Here is a 22,526-nt window from a genome sequence, read left to right as displayed (position 1 = left end):
CTTGGTAGGCCTTTACCCCACCAACTAGCTAATGCGCCGCAGGCCCATCCGTAAGTGACAGATTGCTCCGTCTTTCCTAAGAAAAGCATGCGCTCTTCCTATCTATCCGGTATTAGCTCACGTTTCCGCAAGTTATCCCGGTCTTACGGGCAGGTTGCCTACGTGTTACTCACCCGTCCGCCGCTAAGCCAGAGCCTTCCAAAGGAAGGCTAAGCTCCGCTCGACTTGCATGTATTAGGCACGCCGCCAGCGTTCGTCCTGAGCCAGGATCAAACTCTCCGTTAAAGAGAGCCCCATTGGAGCTCTTTAAAGTGAAGAGCGATTAGCTCATTAATTCGTTCATTCATTGACGTGGATACGGTCCGAAAACCGTATACGCACTGGCTTGTTTCGTTATTGAAATCATTTGTTCAGTTTTCAAAGAGCTTTCGTCAACCTGCTGTTTCATTTGTGGTGACAAGATAATATCTTACCAGCACTCCAGCCTAAAGTCAACTGTTTTTTATTTCCCATTTGTTGGATAGAGCAGAGAAAGCATGGACAACATTTTATTCGTCTTTCCAGCCATCCCGGACTTCCATATGGACAGTCCCGCTCCGAATGGGCGAAAACTAATATATCATGGTCCCACTCAGAAATCAATAGGAATATCTTGCCCTATACTTTTTTATAAAACCTTGTACGCCTTTTGAAACATTTATTGTATTCCTTTCTATAAAATTGCCAACTACAAAGACACCCCAACTCCCAAAAATCCGGAATTGGAGCATCTTTTTTTACGCTTTTAGCAATGTCCGGCTTATTGGCCGCTTTCTCCTAACATCTGCAAAAACTGCTGCTCATCGTCGACCACCTGGATACCTAAATCGCGGGCTTTGGCCAGTTTGCTTCCGGCATTTGCACCCGCAATGACCATGTCGGTTTTCTTGGACACACTGCCAGTAACCTTTGCACCCAACGCCTCCAGCTTCTTCGTCGCCTCATCTCTTCCGAAAGATTCCATCGTCCCCGTAATCACGACCGTTTTACCGTAGAACGGATTATTCTCGTTAATCGCTGCAGCCTGTTCCTCAACATGCGGACGCACACCCGCCGCCAGCATTCTTTCAATACTGGAACGCATCAGCGGATCGGCAAAGAAGCCTACAATGCTCTCCGCTACGATCTCCCCAATATCGGGAATCTGCATCAGCTCTTCTGCGGAAGCGCTCATTACCTTGTCCAGACTCCGGTAATGATCGGCCAGTTCCTTCGCGGTCGTCTTCCCCGTATTGGGGATTCCCAGCGCGAACAGGAAAGAACCCAGATCGCAGTCCTTGCTTTTCTCAATCGCTGCCAGCAAATTACCGGCTTTCTTCTCGCCGAACCGCTCCAAGCCAACTAACTGGTCGAAAGTAAGACTAAACAAATCGGCCGGATCCCTGACTCCCAGCTCCTGATAAAGCTGTTCAGCCGTAGCGACACTGAAGGTTTCGATATCCATGGCATCCCTGGAAGCAAAATGAGTGATACGACCAACTAACTGAGGAGGACATTTCAGCCGGTTAGGGCAAAAGATATGGGCGCCCCTCTGAACAAGCTCCGAACCGCAAGCGGGACATGTTTCCGGATAAAGGATTTCTTCTCCGTCCTCGGCATCCGTAGCCCGTCCTAATATTTCCGGGATGACGTCATTAGATCTTCTAATATAGACAAGGCTGCCCAAAGCATTTTTTAAATCCTTGCGTTCAATATCCCCGATATTGTTCAAGGTGCATCTTTGCACGGTTACCCCGGCCAATTCAACCGGATCCACCGTTGCCACCGGAGTCAGCTTCCCGGTCCTTCCTACTTCCCAGGAAACTGTCCGGAGAATGGTTGTAGCTTCCTCCGCCTCAAACTTAAATGCAATCGCCCAGCGGGGGAACTTCTCCGTATAGCCCAATACTTCACGGGTCCGAAGATCATTGATCTTAATCACGGCGCCATCCAGCAAATAATCCAGTTCATGGCGTTTCTCCGTAATTACGGCAAGCTCCTCCTTGACCTCCTCTATCGAGTGAACCAACCGGGTATGCGGATTTACTTTAAAACGGTTCTCGCGCAAAAATTCAAGCATCTGTTCATGGGTAGCGAAGGCTTTGGCATCCGAAAAACCGACGTTGTAGAAAAAGGCATCCAGCTTGCGGGAGGCCGTTACCGCCGGATTAAGGTTTCTAAGGGCGCCGGCTGCGGCATTCCGCGCATTCTTAAGCGGTTCCTCCGCCGTCTTGTTATATTCCTCAAGAACCGATAGGAACATCAGTCCTTCTCCTTGAACTTCAATAACTCCATCCTTATAAGGAATGGTTAGCGGTACGGACCGAATAGTCCGAACCTGCGCCAGTATCCCTTCACCGACCGTTCCGTTTCCCCTGGTGGCCGCCTGTACCAAAGTGCCTCTATCATAAGTCAAATTTAAGGTTAGTCCGTCGAATTTCAACTCCACCACAAACGATAACGGAGGCAGCGGATGATCCGGGTTGGCTTGATTATATTGCTGGATCAGCTTCTGAATACGCTGATACCAAGCCATCAGCCCTTCTTCATTTTGAGCTTTGTCCAGACTCCATAGACGTGCCCGGTGCTTGTGAGGCTCGAACCCCTTCAGCAGCTCTCCGCCAACCCTTTGAGTAGGGGAATCGGGAAATACCGTCCCGGTCTCCTTCTCCAGCTGGACCAGACGGTCATACAGCTTGTCATAATCCGGATCGGATAATTCCGGAGAGTCCATTGTATAATACAGATAATTGTGCCGATTGATTTCCTCAATTAACGCTCTCATTTCTTTGAATTGTTCTTCCACAGGCAATTCATCCTTTCCAAATGGTCATCCCGCTTCCAAATTTGAAAATCAATGTACACAACGGATCCCCGCCGACAAGCTCTCATGATTTTATACTTTAGTAATCGGGGCGAATTTGGCAAGCAATCTCTTCACACCGACCGGTGCAGGGAAAGCGATCTGCAGCTCCATATCATCGCCGCTGCCTTTAACCGCCACAATAACGCCCGTTCCCCACTTGCCGTGCTGAACCTTGTCGCCATTATGAAAATCCGTTACGTTATTAACGGCAGGAGCCGCCGGTTTAGTACGGTTGTAAGGTTTGGCCGCGCCGGCCATTCCACCGGGCGAACGGTTCAACCCGGCGAAGGATCCCCCTTGTATCCGCCCATAGCGGTCCTCCGAAGGGGAGTCATTTTCCAGAAGCTCTTCCGGAATTTCCCTCAAGAACCGGGATGGAGGGTTACTGCTTGTGCGTCCGAATAAAACCCGCATCCGGGCACAAGATAGATACAGCTGCTCCTCAGCCCGAGTAATACCGACATAAGCGAGACGACGCTCTTCCTCTAGCTCCGTATTGTCCATCAGGGCCCGGCTATGGGGGAACACTCCCTCTTCCATACCTATAATGAAAACAAACGGAAATTCCAATCCTTTCGCGCTGTGCATGGTCATTAATACGACTGCGCTGCCGGAAGTCCCGTCATCTTCTTTATCCATGGTGTCGATATCCGCAATCAAAGCCAGATCCGTCAGGAACGAGACAAGAGATTTATCTTCATTTCGATTTTCAAACTCCAGGGTTACGGATAAAAACTCGTCAATGTTCTCTAGTCTGGTCTTGGCTTCAATGGTTGCTTCCCGCTCCAGCTCCATACGATAGCCGGTTCGGTTCAGCATCTCCTCCGTCAGTTCGGTAACGGATAGATACTCAACCATGTAATGCAGGTTCGCAATCATCTCTCTAAATTCCCGAAGCGCCCCTTTGGCACGGGAGCTGATCTCCAGCGAATCTACATCCTCCAGCAGCGCAAAGAGGGAAACTCCGCGTGCCGCCGCCTGTTCGGCTAATCGATCCAGGGTCGTATCCCCGATCCCCCGCTTCGGAACATTGACGATACGGCTGAAACTAATGTCGTCATCCGGATTTGAAATCAAACGCAGATAAGCGAGCAAGTCTTTAATTTCTTTCCGGTCATAGAACTTGATGCCGCCGATAATTTGATAAGGAATATCCGATTTAATCAAAATTTCCTCGATTACACGGGACTGCGCATTGGTACGGTATAGGATCGCATAATCGGAATAGCTTCTGCCCGCATTCCTGCCTTTATTAATCTCCGAAGCGACATAATACCCTTCGGCATGTTCCGAGTCGGCCTGGTAGAACTTGATCTTGGGACCATCTCCCTTATCGGTCCATAACTGCTTGTCCTTCCTCCCGGCATTATTCGCTATTACTGCATTGGCCGCATTCAGAATATTGGCGGTAGACCGGTAATTCTGCTCCAATAAGATCGTTTTCGTCTCCGGGTAATCCTTCTCGAAATTCAAAATATTAGAAATATCCGCCCCTCTCCACCGATAGATCGATTGGTCGCTGTCTCCTACCACACAGATCCGGTGATGCTTATCCGCAATCATCCGACAGAGCAAATATTGCGCACGGTTCGTATCCTGGTATTCATCCACATGAATGTAAAGAAATTTATTCTGGTAAAACTCCAGCACTTCCGGAACTTCCTCGAACAGCTCGATGGTCTTCATGATCAAATCGTCAAAATCAAGAGAGTTATTGCTCTTCAGTTTCTTCTGATACATCGTATAAACCTTCGCGACAATGCCTTGGAAATAGTCTCCGATTTGGCTTTCAAATCGCTCAGGGGATATTAACTCGTTCTTGGCGCTGCTGATTGCTGCCTGAATGGCCTTGGGGTCGAACTTTTTCGGATCTATGTTCAACTCTTTAACACAGGAACGGATAACCGACAATTGATCGGCCGAATCCAGAATGGAGAAATTCGAGGTATATCCGATGCGTGAGATGTCTCTGCGAAGTATTCGGACGCACATGGAGTGAAAGGTCGATACCCAGATGTCGCGGGCGGCAGAGCCGGCCAGCTTCTCCACTCTTTCCTGCATTTCCCGAGCGGCTTTATTCGTAAAGGTAATAGCCAGTATGCTCCAGGGAGCCGCTTTGCCGGTGGCAATCAAATAAGCGATACGATGGGTTAACACCCGGGTCTTCCCGCTACCTGCCCCGGCCATAATCAGAAGCGGACCGTCCACGCTCTGAACAGCCTGCTTCTGCTCCGGATTTAACTTGTCGATTGCCTGAAAAATATCATGAACAGAATTAATCATATTAATTAACCTTTCTGCTTGGATTGTCTAGAAAGTCTGGAACATCTGCCGCTACTCCCGGGCATCCTCCGGACGATCGTAACGGATAGCCTCCACGGTAGCCAGCGCCTGCTCCAGATTCTCATAAATCAAATTTCCAACTACGATGGTATCCGCACAACCTGACGCCTGCCGGGCCTTGTCGGGCCCATCAATCCCGCCGCCATAGAACAACCGGGCATCCTCCAGCACTTCCCGTACTTGGGCGACCCAATCCATATTACCGAACGTACCGCTATATTCTACATAAACAATCGGAAACCGGAACAGTTTATCAGCCATTCGGGCGTAAGCCGCGAGATCCTTGTTATCCAGATTCGAATCGGCCCCGGTTACCAAGGCTGCTGTCGATTGCCCATTCATAATGATATAACCTTCCGGAATGACCGCATCCCAATTCATCATCGCCCCGTATTCCCGGATCGCTTGTTGATGATGCCCGGTTATCCATTGTCCGTCCGGTGTATTCAGAACTACCGGAATCAAATACAGGTCGAAGCCGGGTACAATCGCATCCATCGAAGATATTTCCAAAGCGCAGGGAAGCTCAAACCTTCGTACTCTTCCGAGAAGTTCAACGGTATTATCAAAGGCAACCCCCGAAGAGCCGCCTACAATAACGGCGTCTGTCCCGGATAGACATATCTTCTCCAATTGTTCATCGGAGAGGCTCCGGTCGGGATCCAGCTTAAACACGTGCTTCCATTTACGAATGTCCAATTCCACAGTTCATCCCGTTGCCAAGAACTTATAAAAGTCTATAAATCCTTGTTTGCTTCCTGTTTCGCCGTGTCCGCTTTTGCCGGAACTACTCGCGTTTGGTATGACACTCCACAGGCGTAAATTCGGATGCAACGAATCCTACATATTGGCGATGACGAGATACGTGTCAGACCGCCAATTTAGATAGGTTGATCGCCGCGTTCAAGTCGCGGTCGATCACATGTCCGCAAGTGCATTCATAGGTGCGATCAGATAGTTTCAGGTTTGGCTTGATCTGACCACAACATGAGCACATTTTCGATGAAGGGAACCATTTGGCGGCTTGAATAAATTTCGCGCCGATCTTCTCGCACTTGTATTTCATCTGCCGGATGAACTCGTGCAGCTTCTGTCCGGCAATCGCCTTGCTCAAGTGGCGGTTCTTCATCATTCCGCTCACATTTAAGTCTTCCATCACTACAGCGCTTGGCTTGGTTTTCGCTATCGCGCTCGTCGTTTGGTGAATGTGATTGGTGCGGATATTCGTTAATCTCCGATGAAGCAAACGAATCGACTTTTCGACTTTTACAATGTTGCGTGTCTTGACGAAACGGTTTCCCTCCTTGTTCATCTCGTATTTGCGGGAAACCTTGCGCTGCAACCGACGCAAGCGTTTCTCCACCTTTCTTACGGCGGCAGACTTGTTGATGTTCTTGAACACCATTCCGTTACTGCATACCGCCAATTCCTTAATGCCTACGTCAATACCGATCACCTCGTCCGTCAGTTCGGACTTCTCTTGCTCGTGCCTGATACCAATAGACACATACCAATACTTGCCGTCAAAGGATACTCGCGGGTTGCTATATGCTCCTGATTGAGGAATCGGTTCACTGGTTTGTATCCAGCCGATCTTTTCCAGATAGACCGTGTTTCCATCTGCTTTAAATCGGTCATATCTGCTATAAAATGCTGGTTTTGAATGTTTTCTGCTTTTGAACTTCGGTTTCCCGGATTGTCCTTTGAACATCTTCTTGTAGGCATCACATGCGTCTTTGACGGCTTGTTTCGTTGTCTGGGCAGATATATCGTTCAGCCACGCATATTCTTCCGTCTGCTTCAGCTTCGTCAATTCTTTTCGCAGCTCCCCACCAGGAATAAACTTGCTGCCATTCCGATAGTTTTCTTCCTGACGAGCCAGCGTCCAATTGTATACCCACCTAGCCGCCCCGGCCGAACGCCATAACGCTTGTTCCTGATCAGGAGTCGGTTTGATTCTGACTTTTTTCGCAAGAATCATCTTCCATCAACTCCTTGAGCATCTTTCTCGCTTTGTTCGCTCGTTCCCTTGCAATTGACAACTAAATACGGTGACGCTGTATCCACTGGCGCTAACATGATGGGGTTTTAGCTTTCCTTTTTTAAAATATAAGAAAGTATAAGTTTTCATCTATACCTGTTCTTATATTTCATCGGTAAACGCGCCCGTCCTAAGGACGGCGATAGCCGTTTATCCTTGTCCCATATCCTCAAAGTTTGCTGCGTAACGCCAATCATCTTCGAAAAGTCGCCAATTCCGTACAGCTTTATTACATCACCTCTATAGCATTAAAACATTAGAGCATTTGTTATAGAGTATACTAAAGATTAATAGACATTGATTAGCTGTTGTTATCCCTCGCGGCAACGTCAAAATCCGCTGTCCTAATCTACTCTTCCTCAGTCTATTCCAGCGTCCGGGGAGTGTCAAATCGTTCTTAGAACATTATACTATCCGGAACAAACGTTCTCAACCCGATGACTCCTTCTGACATGCTTTTTCCTAAAAATAGTACTATTTTTTCTTTTTCAGTCCTAATTAGAAGTCGGTAACTAACCCAATCAAGTCATTTTGAAAATAGTCAAACGTAACCTTGCCCTTGACTCCCCCTTGATCGTTTAAAACAAGAAATTCCATTGATAGCGCAAACTTGTCCGCCCCTTAATTTCTCGTCTGCATGATAAAAAGAAAAAAAACCGGGTAAATCACCCGGATTCATCATCACTTCATTCCTTGTTCCCTTCTGCCGGCTCCGCCGGAGTTTCATCCGTGCTCTCCCCGCTGGCTGCTTCCGCCGCTGAAGCCCGGGCTTGCTCGACATTATCCATTAACGCTTTCAAATCCGCCTCATTAATAGAATAAGCCCATTCATCGCCTTCTCTGACAACCAGGAATTGATCATCCTTTACCTGGCCGACGAAGCGGATTGTCTTCTCTTCCTCGCCCTTTCCTTCCTTAAGCTCCACCCTCAGCTCAGGTGTTTCCAGTTGGAGACTGCCTGCCTGCAAGGGTAATTGAGACGTAGCAATCAAGGTGAGTTTGTCCAACACCGCACTTCCGGCATTAGCCTCTAATTCCTGCCCATTCAGGCTCCATTTCGATTCATAGGCGGTCTTGTCCGGCTCCAGCTTATCCAACTGCCAGCTTTCCCCTTTCCAAGTGAACGAAAGATGATTGATTTTATTGTACTCGGCTTTAAAAACCTTCTTATCCAAAAAGTCCAGCGTTTGCTTATCCAAGCCCTGCACCGAAGTTCCGGCCAGCGAATAGACGGCGTTAGAGTCTCCCAATTTGGCGTAATATCCATCTCCTACCGGAAGCTCGCTGCCTACCACAACAGTGATAACCGATCCGTCCTTGAGCGATACTTCGAATTGACGAGCGGGGGATTCAAAGCCAAACGGCTTTAGATCCTCCGCATTCTCTTCAACCATTTCGTTATAGGGGAGCAATGTAAATGTTGAAAGCCAATTTTCCACCGTAAACCGGTTAACCGGATATCCCATCGGCTCACTCATGGTCCAGCCGCCATCACTTTTAACAAGCCGGACCGTCTCGCCTTCCGGAGAGCTGATCTTGATCTCTTTCACGTCATCTGCCGCTATGGAAACCAGTTCTTTCGTTTTATTGTCCTCCGGCTCTTTAAACCAGTTTTGAGAGGACGCATACCAGAACCCGGATATACATAGGATAACCAGCACCAGCGTCGGAATAAACTTCTTCATCCCCGTCTCCTCCTCCACCAGATCAATCCGCCGCTTACCAGGAACAGAAGCGGAATAACAACTACCGTCCCTATGAAAATCGTGTTGGCCTGAGAAGCCGTAATGAATGCCTGCTGAAGCTGTGCTTCTTCACGGGGCCGGATCGTAACGGAGCTCTCCTGCTCGTTCAACCAACCGACGCTGTTCAGGATGAAGTCCCGGTTCCCCTGCTGGTTCAGCAATGAATCGGACAAGAAGACCCCGTTTCCAATAATAACCGCCCGCGGCTGGCCTTCACTATTTTCGATAGCATAAGCCAAATCGATGGGGCCGTTCAAGTCAGCATCCGTTTTGTTCAGGTCTTCCATCCGAATCTGGCCTGACGCGAATAGCCCCAAATCTGTTTTGCCATAAGCTTTATCCGATGTTTTCAGCAGAGCCGTCGAGCTCCACTTTTCGTTAGAAGCATCGATGCTTAACCCTATGGCGCCCGGGAAGACGGCAATCCGGTTTTCATTTTTCAGCTTATCGACAATCGTATGATACTGGTATTGAGGGACAATTGTGAACGGATCACTTATTAGAGTCTGTTTTGATTCTATGATCAAAGCATGCTCGTTGGTGACCCCATAGGTCCCCAGAAGATCGTTCCAGTTGGCCCATTGCTCCATGTTTTGCGCAAGGTCCAAAGTGATCAGGAGCCGACCTTCTCCTTCCGCATAAGGCTTAAGCAGATTTTTCTCCGCCTCGGACAGATCGGATTGCGGCGAGAGAACAAAGATGGAATCCGCATCTTCAGGAACTTGCGCCTCCTGCACCAGATTCAAATCTTGAATCTCGTAGCCTTCCCCTTGCAGGCTGGAAACAAACGATGGAAGCTGCTTGCTCGTCATTTCTCCGTGCCCCGTCAAGAAGTAAAGCTTCCTTTTCTCATCGGAAGACAGACTGACCAGAGCCTGGGTGAATTTCTCCTCCCCGCTGAACGCGTAAGAGCCTTGCGTCGATCCGTAGCCGAACAGCTCATGACTGTATACATTCTTCGTCTGGCCGCCGCTTTCGAATACAATTGTACCATATTGGTTAATCTTGTATTGCTGTGCGATCGCCGGCTGCTTCACGGGATCAATGATTTCATAAGTAAATTGGCTGCTTCTCTTCTGATATTCCTGCAGCAGATCCTCCACCTGCCGGTCCATATAAGGGTCCTGGGAAGTAAAAGCTACCGCATGAACCGGTTTATCCAGCCCTTTAAGCGTCGTGACCGTCTGATCCGATAACGTAAACTTTTTATTTTCCGTCAAATCCCATTGCAATCCATTAATCGAGTGAAGGAAGATCGTGAGCAAGATGAACAGGCCGACTACGGCCAGAGACAGAACAGTCGCATTGGTCCCTTTAATCCAGTTGTTTTTCACGGTTCTTCCCCCTTATCTCCAGCGCTTTCTTTCCAACGCTTGTACGCTCAATACTATGAATACGGCAGCCAAGGTCACGTAAAACAGCACATCCGCCCAGTCCAAAACCCCTTTATTGAAATTGGACAGCCGGCCGACGATGGAGAAGAGGCCGAACCATTCCTTGGTGGAATAGAACAAGCTTTCTCCGATCCAATCGATCATCCATAGACCGAGGAGCATCGCGAACCCGATAATCCCCGCCACCATTTGATGAGAGGACAAGGTGGAAGCGAACAGTCCGACAGCCATCATGGCTGCCCCCAACAGGAACAGGCTTAAATAGGTTAGCCATAGTACCGGCTGATCCAAGTCTCCAAAGGCAGACAGAATAAGAGGATAGATCAGCGCACCGACCACGAGAACCAGCTGCACGGTCAAAGCGGCCGCATATTTGCCCAGTACAATTTCCCATACGGAGGCCGGAGAAGTAAGGAGAAGCTCATCCGTTCCCTGCCGCAGCTCATCGGAAACCAGTCTCATGGTCAAGAGCGGAACAGTGAACAAGTAGACAATGAGAAGGCTGCCTAACAAAGGCCTTACGTCCACAATCGGGAAACTAAGGAAATCCAGACTGAACATCAGACCGCTGACCAGAAAATAAAACGCAAACGCTACATAAGCGGTAGGTGAATAAAAATACATTTGCAGCTCCTTACGGCAAATGGCACTAATTTTTCTCATTGTCATTCACCTCCGACTCCGATTCCGGCGCATCCTCTGTCCGGCCGATCTGATCGCCGGCATTCTCGCCCGAACCGCCTTCCTCGGTTGTAAGCTTGACGAAAATATCTTCCAGACTCAAGCTTTCTCTGCGCATCTCTACAATGGGATAACCCAGAGCGGCCATCCGGAAGAAGAGCCCTTCCCGAATATCCTCGCGATCTCTGGAGGAAACCAGGAGTTGAACCGCGACCTCCTGTTCTTCCCCGGCGGCCTTATCGTTGATGACTTGCACCGATTCCACTTCTTCCATCCGTTCCAATTCTTCTCTAACGCGATCAAGCGGCCCTCTTATCTCCAGCTTTACTTGGAAGGCTTGTCCCATCGAGTGAGCGATCTGGTCGGGCCGATCATCAAGCACGACCTTGCCTTGATTGATAATCAGCACCCGGTTGCAGATCGCATTCACTTCCGGCAGAATGTGGGTGCTCAGCAGCACCGTATGGTTCTCCCCCAATTCACGGATTAATTCGCGAATCTCAATAATTTGATTGGGATCCAGACCCGAAGTCGGTTCATCCAAAATAAGCAGGTCCGGCTTATGCAAAATGGCTTGCGCCAATCCGACACGCTGCTTGTAGCCCTTGGACAGGCTGCGAATGATTTGCTTCTCTCTGCCCTGCAATCCCAGTTTGTCTACCACCTCGCCGATCCGGGATTTCTGCTCCTGACGGGGGATTTCCCGCAGATCGGCTACAAATTTCAAGTAAGCAGCCACGGACATTTCCGGGTAAAGGGGGGGTGTCTCCGGCAAATATCCGATTTTACGTCTAACCTTCCTGGGATGGTCCGCCATGGATTGCCCGTCGATTCGAATGCTTCCTGAAGTCGGATTCAAGTAACCGGTGATCATCCTCATCGTGGTCGTTTTGCCTGCTCCGTTAGGCCCCAGGAATCCGACGATTTCTCCCCGGCTCATCGTAAAATCTATTTCATGGACACCTCTGCGATTTTCATATATCTTGCTAACCCGATTTACTTCGAGCACCAGTAACCCTCCCCTGTCATTTGAACTTCCTTCGAGCAATTACAAACCGAATATAAAAGGAGAACAATAAACAAACCTTAATTTCTCCTAAATCTAAGCTTAAAAAGATGTGTCAATTTTGTGTCAAAGCTCATAAATATTTTTTCGCAACTTTTACGGAGCACGGAAGGAACTGATCGACTCTTGGCGAACTAATGAGTTAGAGGTGACCGCAATGTACAGTTTTAAATCGCTGACTACAGACATGGAATTGTTTGCAGCAGCTCTGCTTCAACGCAAAGTATCCGTGTGGACTAAAACAGCGGATGACATATATGCTTTATTGGATGAGGGGGGGATTATTGAGAAGATCACTCCGGACTGCGTCGTCATTCGCTTTGCCGACGCCCGAAACAGCAAGGAATATTATTTGAGGGAAGAATGCGATTTCCGCATTGAATGATAGGGTCAGGGTATTGGACCTGATATAAGGATGACAGCGAATCGAAAGAGACGCGCTCCGCTTGGAAATATTGAGACCGAGAATACGGATAGATATAGACACGAGCTATATGGAAATGGAGTCGATCAAGCGATGATAACTTACAGTAAGTGGCTGATTCGCGTGGCGGTGGTTTTTTCCGTTATGGGAGCCTTACTCGGATCGGACATGGCCGGGCGTAAGGACTATTCTTTTATTCCGGTGCATTCGCATATTCTTGTGGTAGGATGGCTGTCGTTATTTGCATATGGAATTTTCTATTATGTTTTTCCCGAGCCGCAGAAGCTCAAGCTGGCTAAGGTCCAGGCCATACTTTCCATGCTCGGCGCCATGCTGCTGCCCCTGGGCATGCTGCTGTACAACAAAGCTTACAACGGCTTCACAACCGGATTATTCATCGGCGGAGGGACGATTCTTCTGATCGGAATGCTGTTATTCGCTTTTCTCGTCTTTTTCGATAAACAATTATTTACGAAGAAAAACTAGACTTGTCCGGCTATCGGGCATTATAAACACGCTGCTGCCTGAACAGTTAGCGTGTTTTTGTATTCTCATGGCCCTGATATTACACGTGGCCGCTCGAAATCTTCCCGTCAAGCTTCTCAGATCACCGAATTACAATGGCACAACTTAGTCCTTCAATGCTCAACCTGCAGCCATTTACCCGGAAATCTTCATCTCTCTGATCTGCCCATCCGAGAATACGCGATATTCTACTACCGCCCGGTCATTGTCGGAATAAAACACCGTAAACCGGCTGACCCGGGTTCCCTCCGCATTCCAATTTATATACAACTGGGCTTGCAGTGCACCTTTCTTCAGCCCTTCTATATCGACCTCATCCCCATTAATCGTTGAACCGTCCGGCGAAAGCAGGGCTCCGTGAACCAGATCATACCTTGAGACCGGTGTACCGTCCAGATTGTTGGAAAATTCGGCGTAAGCCGGTCCCAGCCGCTTCTGAACTTCTTCTCTGGCCATGCCGAGCTGTACCATCTTCTTAAGGTCGTCCGGTCCTGCTATATTAAAGGGGGCTTCGGATGCGATCCGGTCAGACGGCATTCTGTTGACCGCTTGGGGCAGGTTGTTAACAACCCCGATCGTTTCTCCCGCCTCAACGCCCAGGGCTCCGATTACCGCCGGATAAGGACGATATGCTTCCATCCATCCGGCCGCCTTGGCTGCTCCGATTGACGATATAATCAATGCCGACATGATTGCGACAGACGCGACCATCTTTTTCATTTCAATAAGCCCCCTTATGACTTCCTTTCAAACTCCCTGCCATGTTACTAATATAGACGGCAGCAGGATGGATTTCGTTCCACCTATTACGAAAATGTTACAAAGTTTATTGTCATTATTCCCCCATTGTTCTTCCTCTCATCCGTTACCGCCTCTATTCGACGTTTGTTAACAATGTTCGCGAAAAATGCTATAATGACTTGTGACATTTTAGAGACGGAGGAAACTCCCGTGAAATCCTTTTTACGAATCATTGCAGTTGTCGGCAGTGTTCTGGTCATCCTCATTGCCGCTCTTTTTTTTATTAATCGCGTGGAGGAGGTCCGTCTGCTGTATGCGACAAACGGCAGCGATACGGATTTGTCCGCCTGGGGTAATTTCGAACAGACGCTAGCTGCGAATGTCCGGGTGGAGCAGCGCGGGTTATCGGACCTAAGCTCCAAACAGTTAGCTAAATTTGATGCTATTTATTTAGATGTTCATTTGTTAAAATCGGAATCTCTGCAAGCCAAGAAGGAAGCGTTAATGGATTATGTCCGTCAGGGAGGCCACCTGTTTCTGGAGAACGGGTTTGCCGCAGAGTTTCCGCCAGAGTTCCTGGGTGCGGAGCAGTTGGTCGAGCTTCCCGAGAATACCGCCCCGCAGTTCCAATATCCTGAGGTGACGGAATCTATCCGCGGGATGCAGACGGTGTTCCGCTTATACGCGGATAATTTCCTGAATCATTCCGGAATGGACAGGCTTCCCGGCTTTGCCTGGGGATACGGCCTCGTTCCAAGCACTGCGGAGACGATCGTAACCTTGAATGAGGTTCCGGTCATGACGCTGAATCATGTGGATCAAGGCTCGGTCCTGCTGACCAGCGCTTTCCTGCCGAACCGGTATTTCATTACCGGCTTCGATCTGCAGAGCGGCATGGATCCGCAAGCCGGATTCGAGCAGTTGGCCGCACAATATAACGGCCCTTCGACGGAGGACGGGACCGCCTATTTCAACCGCTACCGGCTTCCCGTGGAGCCCTATTTTCAGTTCTCGTTCGCCGCGGCCAATTACGAGCTTCGGGGACAATTTCTTTCTTATATAAGTAAGGAAAAGTACGGCTACTCCATCACTAAAGTATTGGGACCGTACGGGCGCCCGGCCATGGCCTTCCAGAACCATTACGAAGCGCTGCCCGCTTTCCGCGATCTCGAGGCTATTCAATGGACGGAAATGCTTAAGCAGTACAACATGCTTCCTTCGTTCTCGGTCGTTCGCGGCTCCTATGATTGGGGGCAATGGTGGGAATCTATCAATATTCACATCAATAAGGGCACCCAGGAGAAGCCAGAGTTCATCGGAGAATACGTGAACTCCTTCTACGGGAGCGGAGCGAAGCTATTGAGCGAAGGCAAGCCGTTGAAGCTCGCCCAATACCCGAAATATGTCCAGCTTTCGGAGCCGATCGAGCTTCCTTACCGCGCGTATCCGGCCTTCGCCGACCTTGACGGCAGCGGGCGGGCGGACCTGCTGGTCGGCAGCGCCGACGGGTTCATCTACCGGTATCCCAACGAAGGGATGAACCCGGACGCTTACGACTACCAGCCGCTGCCGCCGGGGCTTGAGCCGCCCGCCGTCTTCGGCGCGCCGGAGCCGCTGCTCACGCCAAGCGGCGAACCGCTCCGCGCCTCCGGCTATGCCGCGATCGCCGCGGCGGACGTCGACGGCGACGGGCGCCCCGACCTGCTCATCGGCGATGAGCACGGTGCGGTGTTCGTTTCCTTGAACCAAGGAAACGGCACTTTCGCACCGCCCACGCCGGTGATGGCAGGCGGCGCCCCGCTCGTCGTCGCGTCCTACGCGGCGCCGGCCTGGGGGGACGTCGACGGTGACGGCATCCCCGACCTGGTTGTCGGGGATGGGAACGGTGACGTCCGCCGGTATCGCGGCATCGCCGGAGAGCCGCTGCGGTTCGAGCGCGGCGAGGTGCTCGTGAGCGCGGTCGGCCGGTTCGCGGCGCCTGCGCTCCGCGATATGAGCGGCGACGGCCGGCTGGACCTGCTGGTCGGCAGCAATGAAGGAGACATCAAGCTGTTCGTTCGTGATGGAGATCATTGGACCGCCCAAGGACCACTGGTCGGCGACAAGCTGAATCCGGCCGGCAATCACGCCTTGGTCGGAGGCCATAATTCCGTACCACTATGGTATGATATTAACGGAGACGGCATAGACGATCTGCTCGTCGGCCAAGTGGAATTCGGTATTCCGGTGACCATCGACGATCCCGATTTTCCATACGCCGATGAGCTGCAGCAGTTTTTACAATATGCCCGGGAAAATCATTTAGAACTGTATCCGCACGTGTTCTTTCATAATTTTATTAGCGATGAACAGGAGAAGCTGGAGCTCGAGCTGCACCGCAAAGCTTTCGACAAGCTCGGCATTCCGTGGACAGATACCGGGACCAACCAGCATACCTGGAGAATTAACCATCCGGACAGGCTGCAGACGCTGCGCAACGAGAACCATCAGGACATCTGGTTTAATTTCGGATTCAGGCCTTCCTTCGTGCCCAGCGATCCCCGCTCGTATCTCGACTATATGTGGGGAGTGCCTTTCCTGTTGATGGATCCGGAGCTGAAGCATCCGATGGTGCTGTATACACCTTCTCCCATCTACGATAGCAGCTCGGCGTCCTCTACTCTGGATATCTATCAATCGATTATTCAGTTGGACATGCCGATCAACTATATGGAGCATATTGAGTACTTCGAAGGAAAGAAAGCGAATTTCGAGAAATTCGTCCAATATTTCGATCGGGTTCGGACCGAGCACGATTATAATTTCGTCTCCGAGCCGCAGATGGCCCGCTCCTTCCTCGCGACGTTGACGGCCCGGGTGGAGGTTCGCCAATCGTGGGGAATGTACCTGCTGGACCGGATCAAGGATACTCTCGGCAAGGGCGTTCACCGAACGCTGCAAATCACGGCCGATTCTTCCGGAATCCCGTCTCAGGCCGGGGCTTACCGGGATACGCTCGGGGTCCGGATTGAATCCGGCTCGTCGTTGGCGGGACATCCGCTGAAGGTCGATTCCGATATTTTCTACAGCAAGGACGGCACCCTCTACACCGGGCTGAGCCGGCCGACCAAGCTTCAGATCAGTTGGGAGAGCGACCCGGTCCATCTGATTCGGGCCAATGTTCCCCTTCAGATCGACAAAGGAGAGAAGCAATGGACCATCAAGCTGCTGGAGGCCGGAATGCAGCAATTCAAGCTGTACAGCCCTGTGCCCGTACAGTTCGAAGGAAACGATTTGAAGCTGGAAGAAGATGCTGAAGCACATACTTATACCATTACCCGATACGGTGATGCCTCTGAGATCATCGTTCGGTGGGAGTAAGAACCCATTCTTATTAATCAGGAGGAACTGATATGGAAGAAATCGTCCGCCACTTGGAAGAGCATATTCGCGAACGCTATGAAATCGATCCGGACGACGATGAGTTTACGGTTGATGTTCATCTATTCGACTACGGGTTCATCGACTCGATCGGGGCTACCGCTCTTATTGCCCATATTGAGAAAAAATACGGAATCGAAGTGACCAATCAAGACCTGATGCTGTACCCTTTGAACACCATTAATGAAATTGCCGAATTTATCCACAATAAACTAGCGGGGTGAGCGAAATGGAATGCATCGTATCACTGAAACGGTTAGACCCGGGCCAGTACGGACAGCTAAAATACGCTTCCGCTTTTGTAGATGAGCATATTGAAGAAATTCGTCTGGACGAGGCTCGTCAAGAGCTGCTTCTTGTACACCACTCTCCGCTTGGTAATGATGTGATTGCCGAGCGGCTGGAGCGGTTGATCGAGCGTTTCTCGAAAGGGGACTTCGGCTTCAAGGAAAACCGCCTGTTCGAAAACCGCGGTCCTCTTCCTTACAACGGAGATATCATCGCAGAGCTTGTCCAGGCCAAGACGATCAAGGTGCTGGAGCCCGGCTTGTTTATCTTCCGCGAGCCCTTCTCCAGTTTGATGAGATTTATGGACTATGCCTTTGTGACGAAGGTGGCGAAGCCGTTCGGTGTCACGGAGGAATCTTACCCGGCCGTTATTCATTGCGATACTCTGAATAAGACGAACCACTTTACCTCCTTTCCGGAGCATATTCATTTTCTGACCCACCTGCGTGAAGACCTGGATGTTATTGAAGGCTTCTCCCAATCGGTTCGCGAAGCCGGCGGGTGGAAGCAGGATGCCCCGCTCGCGTTGGATGCTAATATGCCCAAGCCCAGGTTCGCTATGAATCCGTCCACCTGCTATCACTGCTATGAAGGGCTTCAAGGAGAAACCATCGAAGGAGACGGATTGGCGGTTACAGCCATATCGAAGTGTCACCGGTTCGAATCCAGGAACCATACCGATTTCGGAAGGCTTCTGGATTTCAGCATGAGGGAGATTGTATTCGTCGGCAAACCGGACTACGTCAAGGAGAATCGCTTGAAGTCCCTGGAATATATTCAGGATTTGGCCCGGGAGTGGGAGGTTGACAGCTACCTCGAGGTCGCTAACGATCCTTTCTTCACGAACGATTTTCAAGTGAAAGCCTCCTTCCAGCGCAATCAGGAAATGAAGTATGAGCTTCGGCTCACCATTCCTTATTTAAACAAGTCGATCGCATGCAGCTCGGTCAACTTCCACAGCAATACCTTCGGCAGCGCCTTTAATATTAAGGTCGGCAAGCGCAACGCGGTAACGGGATGCGTCGGTTTCGGCATAGAGCGCTGGGTGTTCGCCTTTCTCTCCCAGTTCGGGCTTGAGGAATCCGGATGGCCGGCACGCTTCCGCGAGCAATATGAAGCCTGGAAAGAAAAATCATTATAGTGAGATGAACTGACGTGAGAGTCCTTTCGTTCCTTAGAAAAAACGGGTTCATTCTTGGACTGCTCGCCGCCTTCCTGCTGACGGATTGGCTGGTCGCTCGCTGGGATCCGTTAACGAATTCGCTTCGATTCCGCAAGAATGATTTTACTAAAACCTTGTCCCAGCATAACTGGGAAACGTCCGGCCGGGTTTTCTTCGGCAATTCGGCGGTGACCGGAGCCTATATCGAGGATCAGGCCGGCTATCCCCTCGTGGAGATGGGCCTGTCTTACGGAAAAATAACCGATCTGCAGCAAATTATCGAGCGTTCGTTGTATACTTTCGAAGACGAGCTTGTCATCGGTATCGACGTTCATACGATGCTGGACCGGCTGGAAACCGATCCGACCTATCCCTGGAATTCGAAGAAGTATCAGCCCTACCTTTACGAGTACCGGGACTATTTCAAGGAGGCCGGGATCGGCATGCTGAAGCAGATGGTGACCTCGCTCCGCGAGCGGAAGCCGGAGGAGATGTTCGAGTATTGGGCCTGGAACGACAAGATGCTGTATTACGGAATCAAGCCGGCAGAAGGGCCCGGCAGCAAGCAGGCGGATTGGGAGAAATACGAGCAGAAATTTAATTATATGAGGATGCCTGACTTCCAGCAAAACCTTAACGCTTTGGAATGGGTAATGAATTACGCCGATAAACAACAGCTAGAATTGAAGGTCATCTGGATGCCGTATAATCCCGAATACCCCCTTCCCGGATATATGCCGGAGCTGAAGAAGGAAGTGGACCGGATTCTGGCCGAGCATCAAGTTCCTGTGTTGGATCTGCTGAATAGCTTCGAGCCGCAGTATTTCCATGATCTGGTTCATATTAACCGTGAGCAGGGAGCTCCTCTCTTTACCAAGGAGGTGGACCAATGGCTTCTTTCCTTCGAAAAACCGCCGAAATCCTGATCTATCTGGCTATGCTCGTCCTGGTCATCATCCATTTTAGCGGGAAGGGCGTCTTTATCTATGAAGGGTTTTAGCTGATCGCGAGGGAGCCGTAAAGTATGTTTTACTTTAATATATACTCGATGATGGGGTTGGCCGGCATGATTGCTGCCCTGCTGCTGACCCGCCTATGGAAGGATAACAAACGCATTTTGCTCCTTCTGTTTAATTGTGGCTTTTTGCTTGTGTTCAACTACAAGCTTTTTTTGTTCTATGCCGCTTATACGGTTCTGAATTATCTGGGCTATTCTTTGCTGTGCCGGGTTACCTTCGCCCGTTTGGCCTGGTTCATCGGATTCATTGCCGCCAACATCGGTATAGTGTCGCTGACCCGGTTTATGGAATATGGTTGGCTGGAGCATCCGATAGCCAATCTGATTGTCACGATCGGACTGGTTTATAATGTGCTGAAGGTAATCGACGCTTATTACTTCGCCTATTTTTTCCGCAGGGATGGGCAAGTTCCGGCTCTGGATTACGCCAATTTTATTCTGTTTATCCCCACCTTCACTTCCGGCCCGATTCTGCGATTCCGCGATTTTATTGCAGACAGCAAGAAGCCTTACACGGTGGATTCGGCGTTAATCGAGTCGTCCGTCAAGCGGATTATTCTCGGCTTGTTCAAAGCGGTCGTCGTCGCCTTTTACATGAGAACCGTCTTTGATTATATAGCGGGACAGGAACTATTGTTCTACCATTCCATCTTCCTGCTGTTCTGGTTCTATCTGTTGATCTACGTCGACTTCTCGGGGTACTCGGACATCGCCATCGGCTTCGGACGACTGCTCGGCTATCAAATTCCGGAAAACTTCAAGAAGCCGTTCCTGTCTCCATCCATGACGCAGTTTTGGCGCAACTGGCACGCATCCTTGGGGGATTGGTTTCGAGAGCATATCTTCATGTTCTTCTCACGCAAAGCGATCTCCAAGTGGACCGGCGCCTACTTGTCCCTGTTAATTATGACGCTGATCGGACTTTGGCACGGTTATACTTGGCCTTACTTTCTATACGGACTCTACCATGGCGGCCTGATGGCGTTGGAAAACCTGTTCGGCTTGTCCCTGGTTAACAAGAAGAAGTCCTCGAAAACCTACTATTATTTCCGTGTGGTCTGCACTCAAATATTGGTCGCCATCTCGGTCATCGTTTATTCCGGAAACATCGACATCGTAATGAAAATCTACAAGGGTCTTCTTTCCTTTCCTTCTTTTTGACAGAGGAGGATGATATAATGAATTTGATTTGCCCCAACCTGTAAACACCTTAGACGATAGAGGATTCTATGCACCGGGTAGTTTCGCCAGCTACTTATGGTATCAGCGGAATCCTTGTTTCAGCTTCACATTATCACGGGAGGTGCCCAGTATGAAATTGGGAGTTTTTACAGTACTATTTTCGCAGAAGCCATTGGAAGAAGCCCTGGATTACATTGCGTCCAAAGGATTGGATGCGGTCGAGATCGGAACCGGCGGCTATCCGGGTAACAGCCACTGCGATCCTGATGTTCTGCTTAACGATGCAGCCAAGCTTAAGCAATTCAAGCAGGCCGTAGAATCGCGGGGATTAATAATCAGTGCCCTGAGCTGCCATTCGAATCCGCTTCATCCTCAGAAGCCGGTGGCCAAGGAAGCCCAAGAACTGATAACGAAAACGATTCAACTTGCCGAAAAGCTGGAGGTCCCCGTAGTCAACACCTTCTCCGGCTGTCCGGGAGACCACGAGGATGCAAAATACCCGAATTGGCCGGTCGCCCCTTGGCCTAACGATTATCAGGAAATTTTGAAGTGGCAGTGGGAAAATAAAGTCATTCCTTACTGGACGGAGGTTGGTAAATTCGCCTCTGAACGGAATGTGAAGATCGGCTTGGAGCTGCACGGCGGTTTCTCCGTACATACTCCGGCTACGATGCTCCGTCTTAGGGAGGCTGCAGGGGAAGCGATTGGAGCCAACCTCGACCCCAGCCATATGTGGTGGCAAGGAATTGACCCGGTGCAGGCGGTTCTTATTCTCGGCAAAGCCGGAGCGATCCACCATTTCCATGCGAAGGATACTTCGATGGATACGAACAACGTCAATATGCACGGAGTTACCGATATGCAATCCTATACCCGGATGCTGGATCGGGCATGGCAATTCCGCACCGTCGGTTTCGGCCACGATCTGAAAACCTGGGCAGACATTATCAGCGCTCTTCGTCTGGTCAACTACGATTATGTTGTCAGCATCGAACATGAGGATGGCCTGATGTCGATCGATGAAGGCTTTACCAAAGCTGTGCAAAACCTTCAACAGGTGCTTATCAAGGAGCCGTTAACGGAGATGTGGTGGGTGTAAAGAGAGCAGATCTATTATGAGGCTCTCGAGGTAAAGCGAGCGGGCTCTCTTACTCTACTTTTGCAAGCAACCCATATTGTCTATCAAGGATAAACGACTATCGCCGTCCTTTGGACGGGCGCGTTTACCGATGAAATATAAGATCAGGTATAAGGTGAAACTTATACTTTCTTATATTTAAATAAAGAACCCTCTAATCTGTAAAGATTAAAGGGTTCTTCTATGTGTTCATTGCCGCTGGATGAAAAGCGGGCATCAGCCCATCCAGCCTTTAATCATAACGATGTCCATGAATACAAACACGCCTAAGCTGATAACTGTGAATCCGATAGCGAATAAATTCTTGCGTGGTGCTGCCAGCAGTCTCACAAGACCGATAGCAATAATAACCGTTATGATCAAGACAAAAATATCAAAAAAAGTAAATGTGCTGGTGGATTGTGCAGCCGCTTCCGCCCCTTCTGCCAGAAACATCGATAGTCCTCCTTATCATACCTTATCTTATCTTATGTT

General features: G+C 49.9%; 19 protein-coding genes, 1 rRNA gene and 1 pseudogene. 8 read left to right on the top strand and 13 right to left on the bottom strand.

Going from position 1 to position 22,526, the window contains the following annotated elements:
- The 11 genes and pseudogenes from ACTHRH_RS06315 to ACTHRH_RS06265 form a co-directional block, all read right to left on the bottom strand.
- Positions 1–285: ribosomal RNA gene (locus tag ACTHRH_RS06315) — 16S ribosomal RNA — on the bottom strand; the annotation flags it as partial.
- A gap of 514 nt (positions 286–799) precedes the next feature.
- A complete protein-coding gene (gene ligA / locus ACTHRH_RS06310; RefSeq protein ID WP_379289013.1) occupies positions 800–2,803 on the bottom strand; it encodes an NAD-dependent DNA ligase LigA in 2,004 nt (667 codons plus the stop codon).
- A 111-nt stretch (positions 2,804–2,914) separates the two neighbouring features.
- A complete protein-coding gene (gene pcrA, locus ACTHRH_RS06305; RefSeq protein WP_379289009.1) occupies positions 2,915–5,167 on the bottom strand; it encodes a DNA helicase PcrA in 2,253 nt (750 codons plus the stop codon).
- A 51-nt stretch (positions 5,168–5,218) separates the two neighbouring features.
- Entirely contained in the window at positions 5,219–5,932 is a 714-nt protein-coding gene (locus ACTHRH_RS06300; protein ID WP_440414620.1) for a heptaprenylglyceryl phosphate synthase, read from the bottom strand.
- A 163-nt stretch (positions 5,933–6,095) separates the two neighbouring features.
- Positions 6,096–7,208, bottom strand: coding sequence for an RNA-guided endonuclease InsQ/TnpB family protein (locus tag ACTHRH_RS06295; protein WP_440414618.1), 1,113 nt, complete (start codon positions 7,206–7,208; stop codon positions 6,096–6,098).
- Positions 7,168–7,283: pseudogene (locus ACTHRH_RS06290) on the bottom strand (IS607 family transposase); the annotation flags it as partial. The gene ACTHRH_RS06295 and the pseudogene ACTHRH_RS06290, both read right to left, overlap by 41 nt.
- 71 nt (positions 7,284–7,354) lie before the next feature.
- Positions 7,355–7,483 (bottom strand): MerR family transcriptional regulator, encoded by a 129-nt coding sequence (locus tag ACTHRH_RS06285; protein ID WP_379289230.1) that lies wholly within the window; start codon positions 7,481–7,483, stop codon positions 7,355–7,357.
- A gap of 471 nt (positions 7,484–7,954) precedes the next feature.
- Entirely contained in the window at positions 7,955–8,953 is a 999-nt protein-coding gene (locus ACTHRH_RS06280; protein WP_440414616.1) for a DUF4340 domain-containing protein, read from the bottom strand.
- Positions 8,950–10,347, bottom strand: a complete 1,398-nt coding sequence (locus tag ACTHRH_RS06275) for a GldG family protein (RefSeq protein ID WP_144941764.1) — start codon at positions 10,345–10,347, stop codon at positions 8,950–8,952. Before ACTHRH_RS06275 ends, ACTHRH_RS06280 begins: the two co-directional genes overlap by 4 nt.
- Positions 10,348–10,359: 12 nt before the next feature.
- Positions 10,360–11,070, bottom strand: a complete 711-nt coding sequence (locus tag ACTHRH_RS06270) for an ABC transporter permease (protein WP_440414614.1) — start codon at positions 11,068–11,070, stop codon at positions 10,360–10,362.
- Complete coding sequence (locus ACTHRH_RS06265; RefSeq protein WP_440414612.1) at positions 11,057–12,097, bottom strand: ABC transporter ATP-binding protein; 1,041 nt, start codon at positions 12,095–12,097, stop codon at positions 11,057–11,059. Before ACTHRH_RS06265 ends, ACTHRH_RS06270 begins: the two co-directional genes overlap by 14 nt.
- A gap of 214 nt (positions 12,098–12,311) precedes the next feature.
- Here ACTHRH_RS06265 and ACTHRH_RS06260 point away from each other — a divergent pair, with 214 nt between their 5' ends.
- Complete coding sequence (locus ACTHRH_RS06260) at positions 12,312–12,539, top strand: hypothetical protein (RefSeq protein WP_144934195.1); 228 nt, start codon at positions 12,312–12,314, stop codon at positions 12,537–12,539.
- Between the two features lie 132 nt (positions 12,540–12,671).
- On the top strand, positions 12,672–13,064 hold the full coding sequence (locus ACTHRH_RS06255; RefSeq protein WP_440414610.1) for a hypothetical protein: 393 nt from the start codon (positions 12,672–12,674) through the stop codon (positions 13,062–13,064).
- A 174-nt stretch (positions 13,065–13,238) separates the two neighbouring features.
- Here the strand turns inward: ACTHRH_RS06255 and ACTHRH_RS06250 are convergent, their stop codons facing one another.
- Positions 13,239–13,823: a hypothetical protein gene (locus ACTHRH_RS06250; protein WP_144934199.1), complete on the bottom strand. Its 585-nt coding sequence runs from the start codon at positions 13,821–13,823 to the stop codon at positions 13,239–13,241.
- Positions 13,824–14,054: 231 nt separating this feature from the next.
- On the opposite strand from ACTHRH_RS06250, the gene ACTHRH_RS06245 reads away from it, so the two are divergent.
- The 6 genes from ACTHRH_RS06245 (at position 14,055) to ACTHRH_RS06220 (ending at position 22,013) form a co-directional block, all read left to right on the top strand.
- Positions 14,055–17,204 carry an FG-GAP repeat domain-containing protein gene (locus ACTHRH_RS06245; RefSeq protein WP_440414608.1) on the top strand — a complete coding sequence of 1,050 codons (3,150 nt, stop codon included), beginning with the start codon at positions 14,055–14,057 and terminating at the stop codon, positions 17,202–17,204.
- 32 nt (positions 17,205–17,236) lie between these two features.
- Complete coding sequence (locus ACTHRH_RS06240) at positions 17,237–17,488, top strand: acyl carrier protein (RefSeq protein WP_144934203.1); 252 nt, start codon at positions 17,237–17,239, stop codon at positions 17,486–17,488.
- Positions 17,489–17,493: 5 nt separating this feature from the next.
- Entirely contained in the window at positions 17,494–18,693 is a 1,200-nt protein-coding gene (locus ACTHRH_RS06235) for an aminoacyl--tRNA ligase-related protein (protein WP_144934205.1), read from the top strand.
- A 14-nt stretch (positions 18,694–18,707) separates the two neighbouring features.
- The gene (locus ACTHRH_RS06230; protein ID WP_379289215.1) at positions 18,708–19,640 is read left to right on the top strand and encodes a hypothetical protein; all 933 of its coding nucleotides are present in this window, start codon (positions 18,708–18,710) and stop codon (positions 19,638–19,640) included.
- Positions 19,641–19,738: 98 nt separating this feature from the next.
- Positions 19,739–20,893: an MBOAT family O-acyltransferase gene (locus ACTHRH_RS06225; RefSeq protein WP_440414605.1), complete on the top strand. Its 1,155-nt coding sequence runs from the start codon at positions 19,739–19,741 to the stop codon at positions 20,891–20,893.
- Positions 20,894–21,044: 151 nt separating this feature from the next.
- A complete protein-coding gene (locus tag ACTHRH_RS06220) occupies positions 21,045–22,013 on the top strand; it encodes a sugar phosphate isomerase/epimerase family protein (protein WP_440414603.1) in 969 nt (322 codons plus the stop codon).
- A 255-nt stretch (positions 22,014–22,268) separates the two neighbouring features.
- On the opposite strand, the gene ACTHRH_RS06215 is transcribed toward ACTHRH_RS06220, so the two are convergent.
- Positions 22,269–22,487: a hypothetical protein gene (locus ACTHRH_RS06215; protein WP_144934213.1), complete on the bottom strand. Its 219-nt coding sequence runs from the start codon at positions 22,485–22,487 to the stop codon at positions 22,269–22,271.
- Positions 22,488–22,526 lie beyond the last annotated feature (39 nt).

This window comes from Paenibacillus sp. SAFN-117, from assembly GCF_051966115.1.
Lineage (GTDB): Bacteria > Bacillota > Bacilli > Paenibacillales > NBRC-103111 > Paenibacillus_L > Paenibacillus_L residui.
The sequence above is the reverse complement of the archived record's forward strand: the minus strand, read 5'-3'. Positions and strand labels throughout refer to the sequence as shown.

Coding starts and splice junctions, on each gene's coding strand:
- ACTHRH_RS06280 (WP_440414616.1), bottom strand. CDS start 8,953: ATGAAGAAGTTTATTCCGACGCTGGTGCTGGTTATCCTATGTATATCC.
- ACTHRH_RS06215 (WP_144934213.1), bottom strand. CDS start 22,487: ATGTTTCTGGCAGAAGGGGCGGAAGCGGCTGCACAATCCACCAGCACA.
- ACTHRH_RS06225 (WP_440414605.1), top strand. CDS start 19,739: ATGTTTTACTTTAATATATACTCGATGATGGGGTTGGCCGGCATGATT.
- ACTHRH_RS06250 (WP_144934199.1), bottom strand. CDS start 13,823: ATGAAAAAGATGGTCGCGTCTGTCGCAATCATGTCGGCATTGATTATA.
- ACTHRH_RS06295 (WP_440414618.1), bottom strand. CDS start 7,208: ATGATTCTTGCGAAAAAAGTCAGAATCAAACCGACTCCTGATCAGGAA.
- ACTHRH_RS06235 (WP_144934205.1), top strand. CDS start 17,494: ATGGAATGCATCGTATCACTGAAACGGTTAGACCCGGGCCAGTACGGA.
- ACTHRH_RS06220 (WP_440414603.1), top strand. CDS start 21,045: ATGAAATTGGGAGTTTTTACAGTACTATTTTCGCAGAAGCCATTGGAA.
- pcrA (WP_379289009.1), bottom strand. CDS start 5,167: ATGATTAATTCTGTTCATGATATTTTTCAGGCAATCGACAAGTTAAAT.
- ACTHRH_RS06270 (WP_440414614.1), bottom strand. CDS start 11,070: ATGAGAAAAATTAGTGCCATTTGCCGTAAGGAGCTGCAAATGTATTTT.
- ligA (WP_379289013.1), bottom strand. CDS start 2,803: ATGAGAGCGTTAATTGAGGAAATCAATCGGCACAATTATCTGTATTAT.
- ACTHRH_RS06240 (WP_144934203.1), top strand. CDS start 17,237: ATGGAAGAAATCGTCCGCCACTTGGAAGAGCATATTCGCGAACGCTAT.
- ACTHRH_RS06260 (WP_144934195.1), top strand. CDS start 12,312: ATGTACAGTTTTAAATCGCTGACTACAGACATGGAATTGTTTGCAGCA.
- ACTHRH_RS06255 (WP_440414610.1), top strand. CDS start 12,672: ATGATAACTTACAGTAAGTGGCTGATTCGCGTGGCGGTGGTTTTTTCC.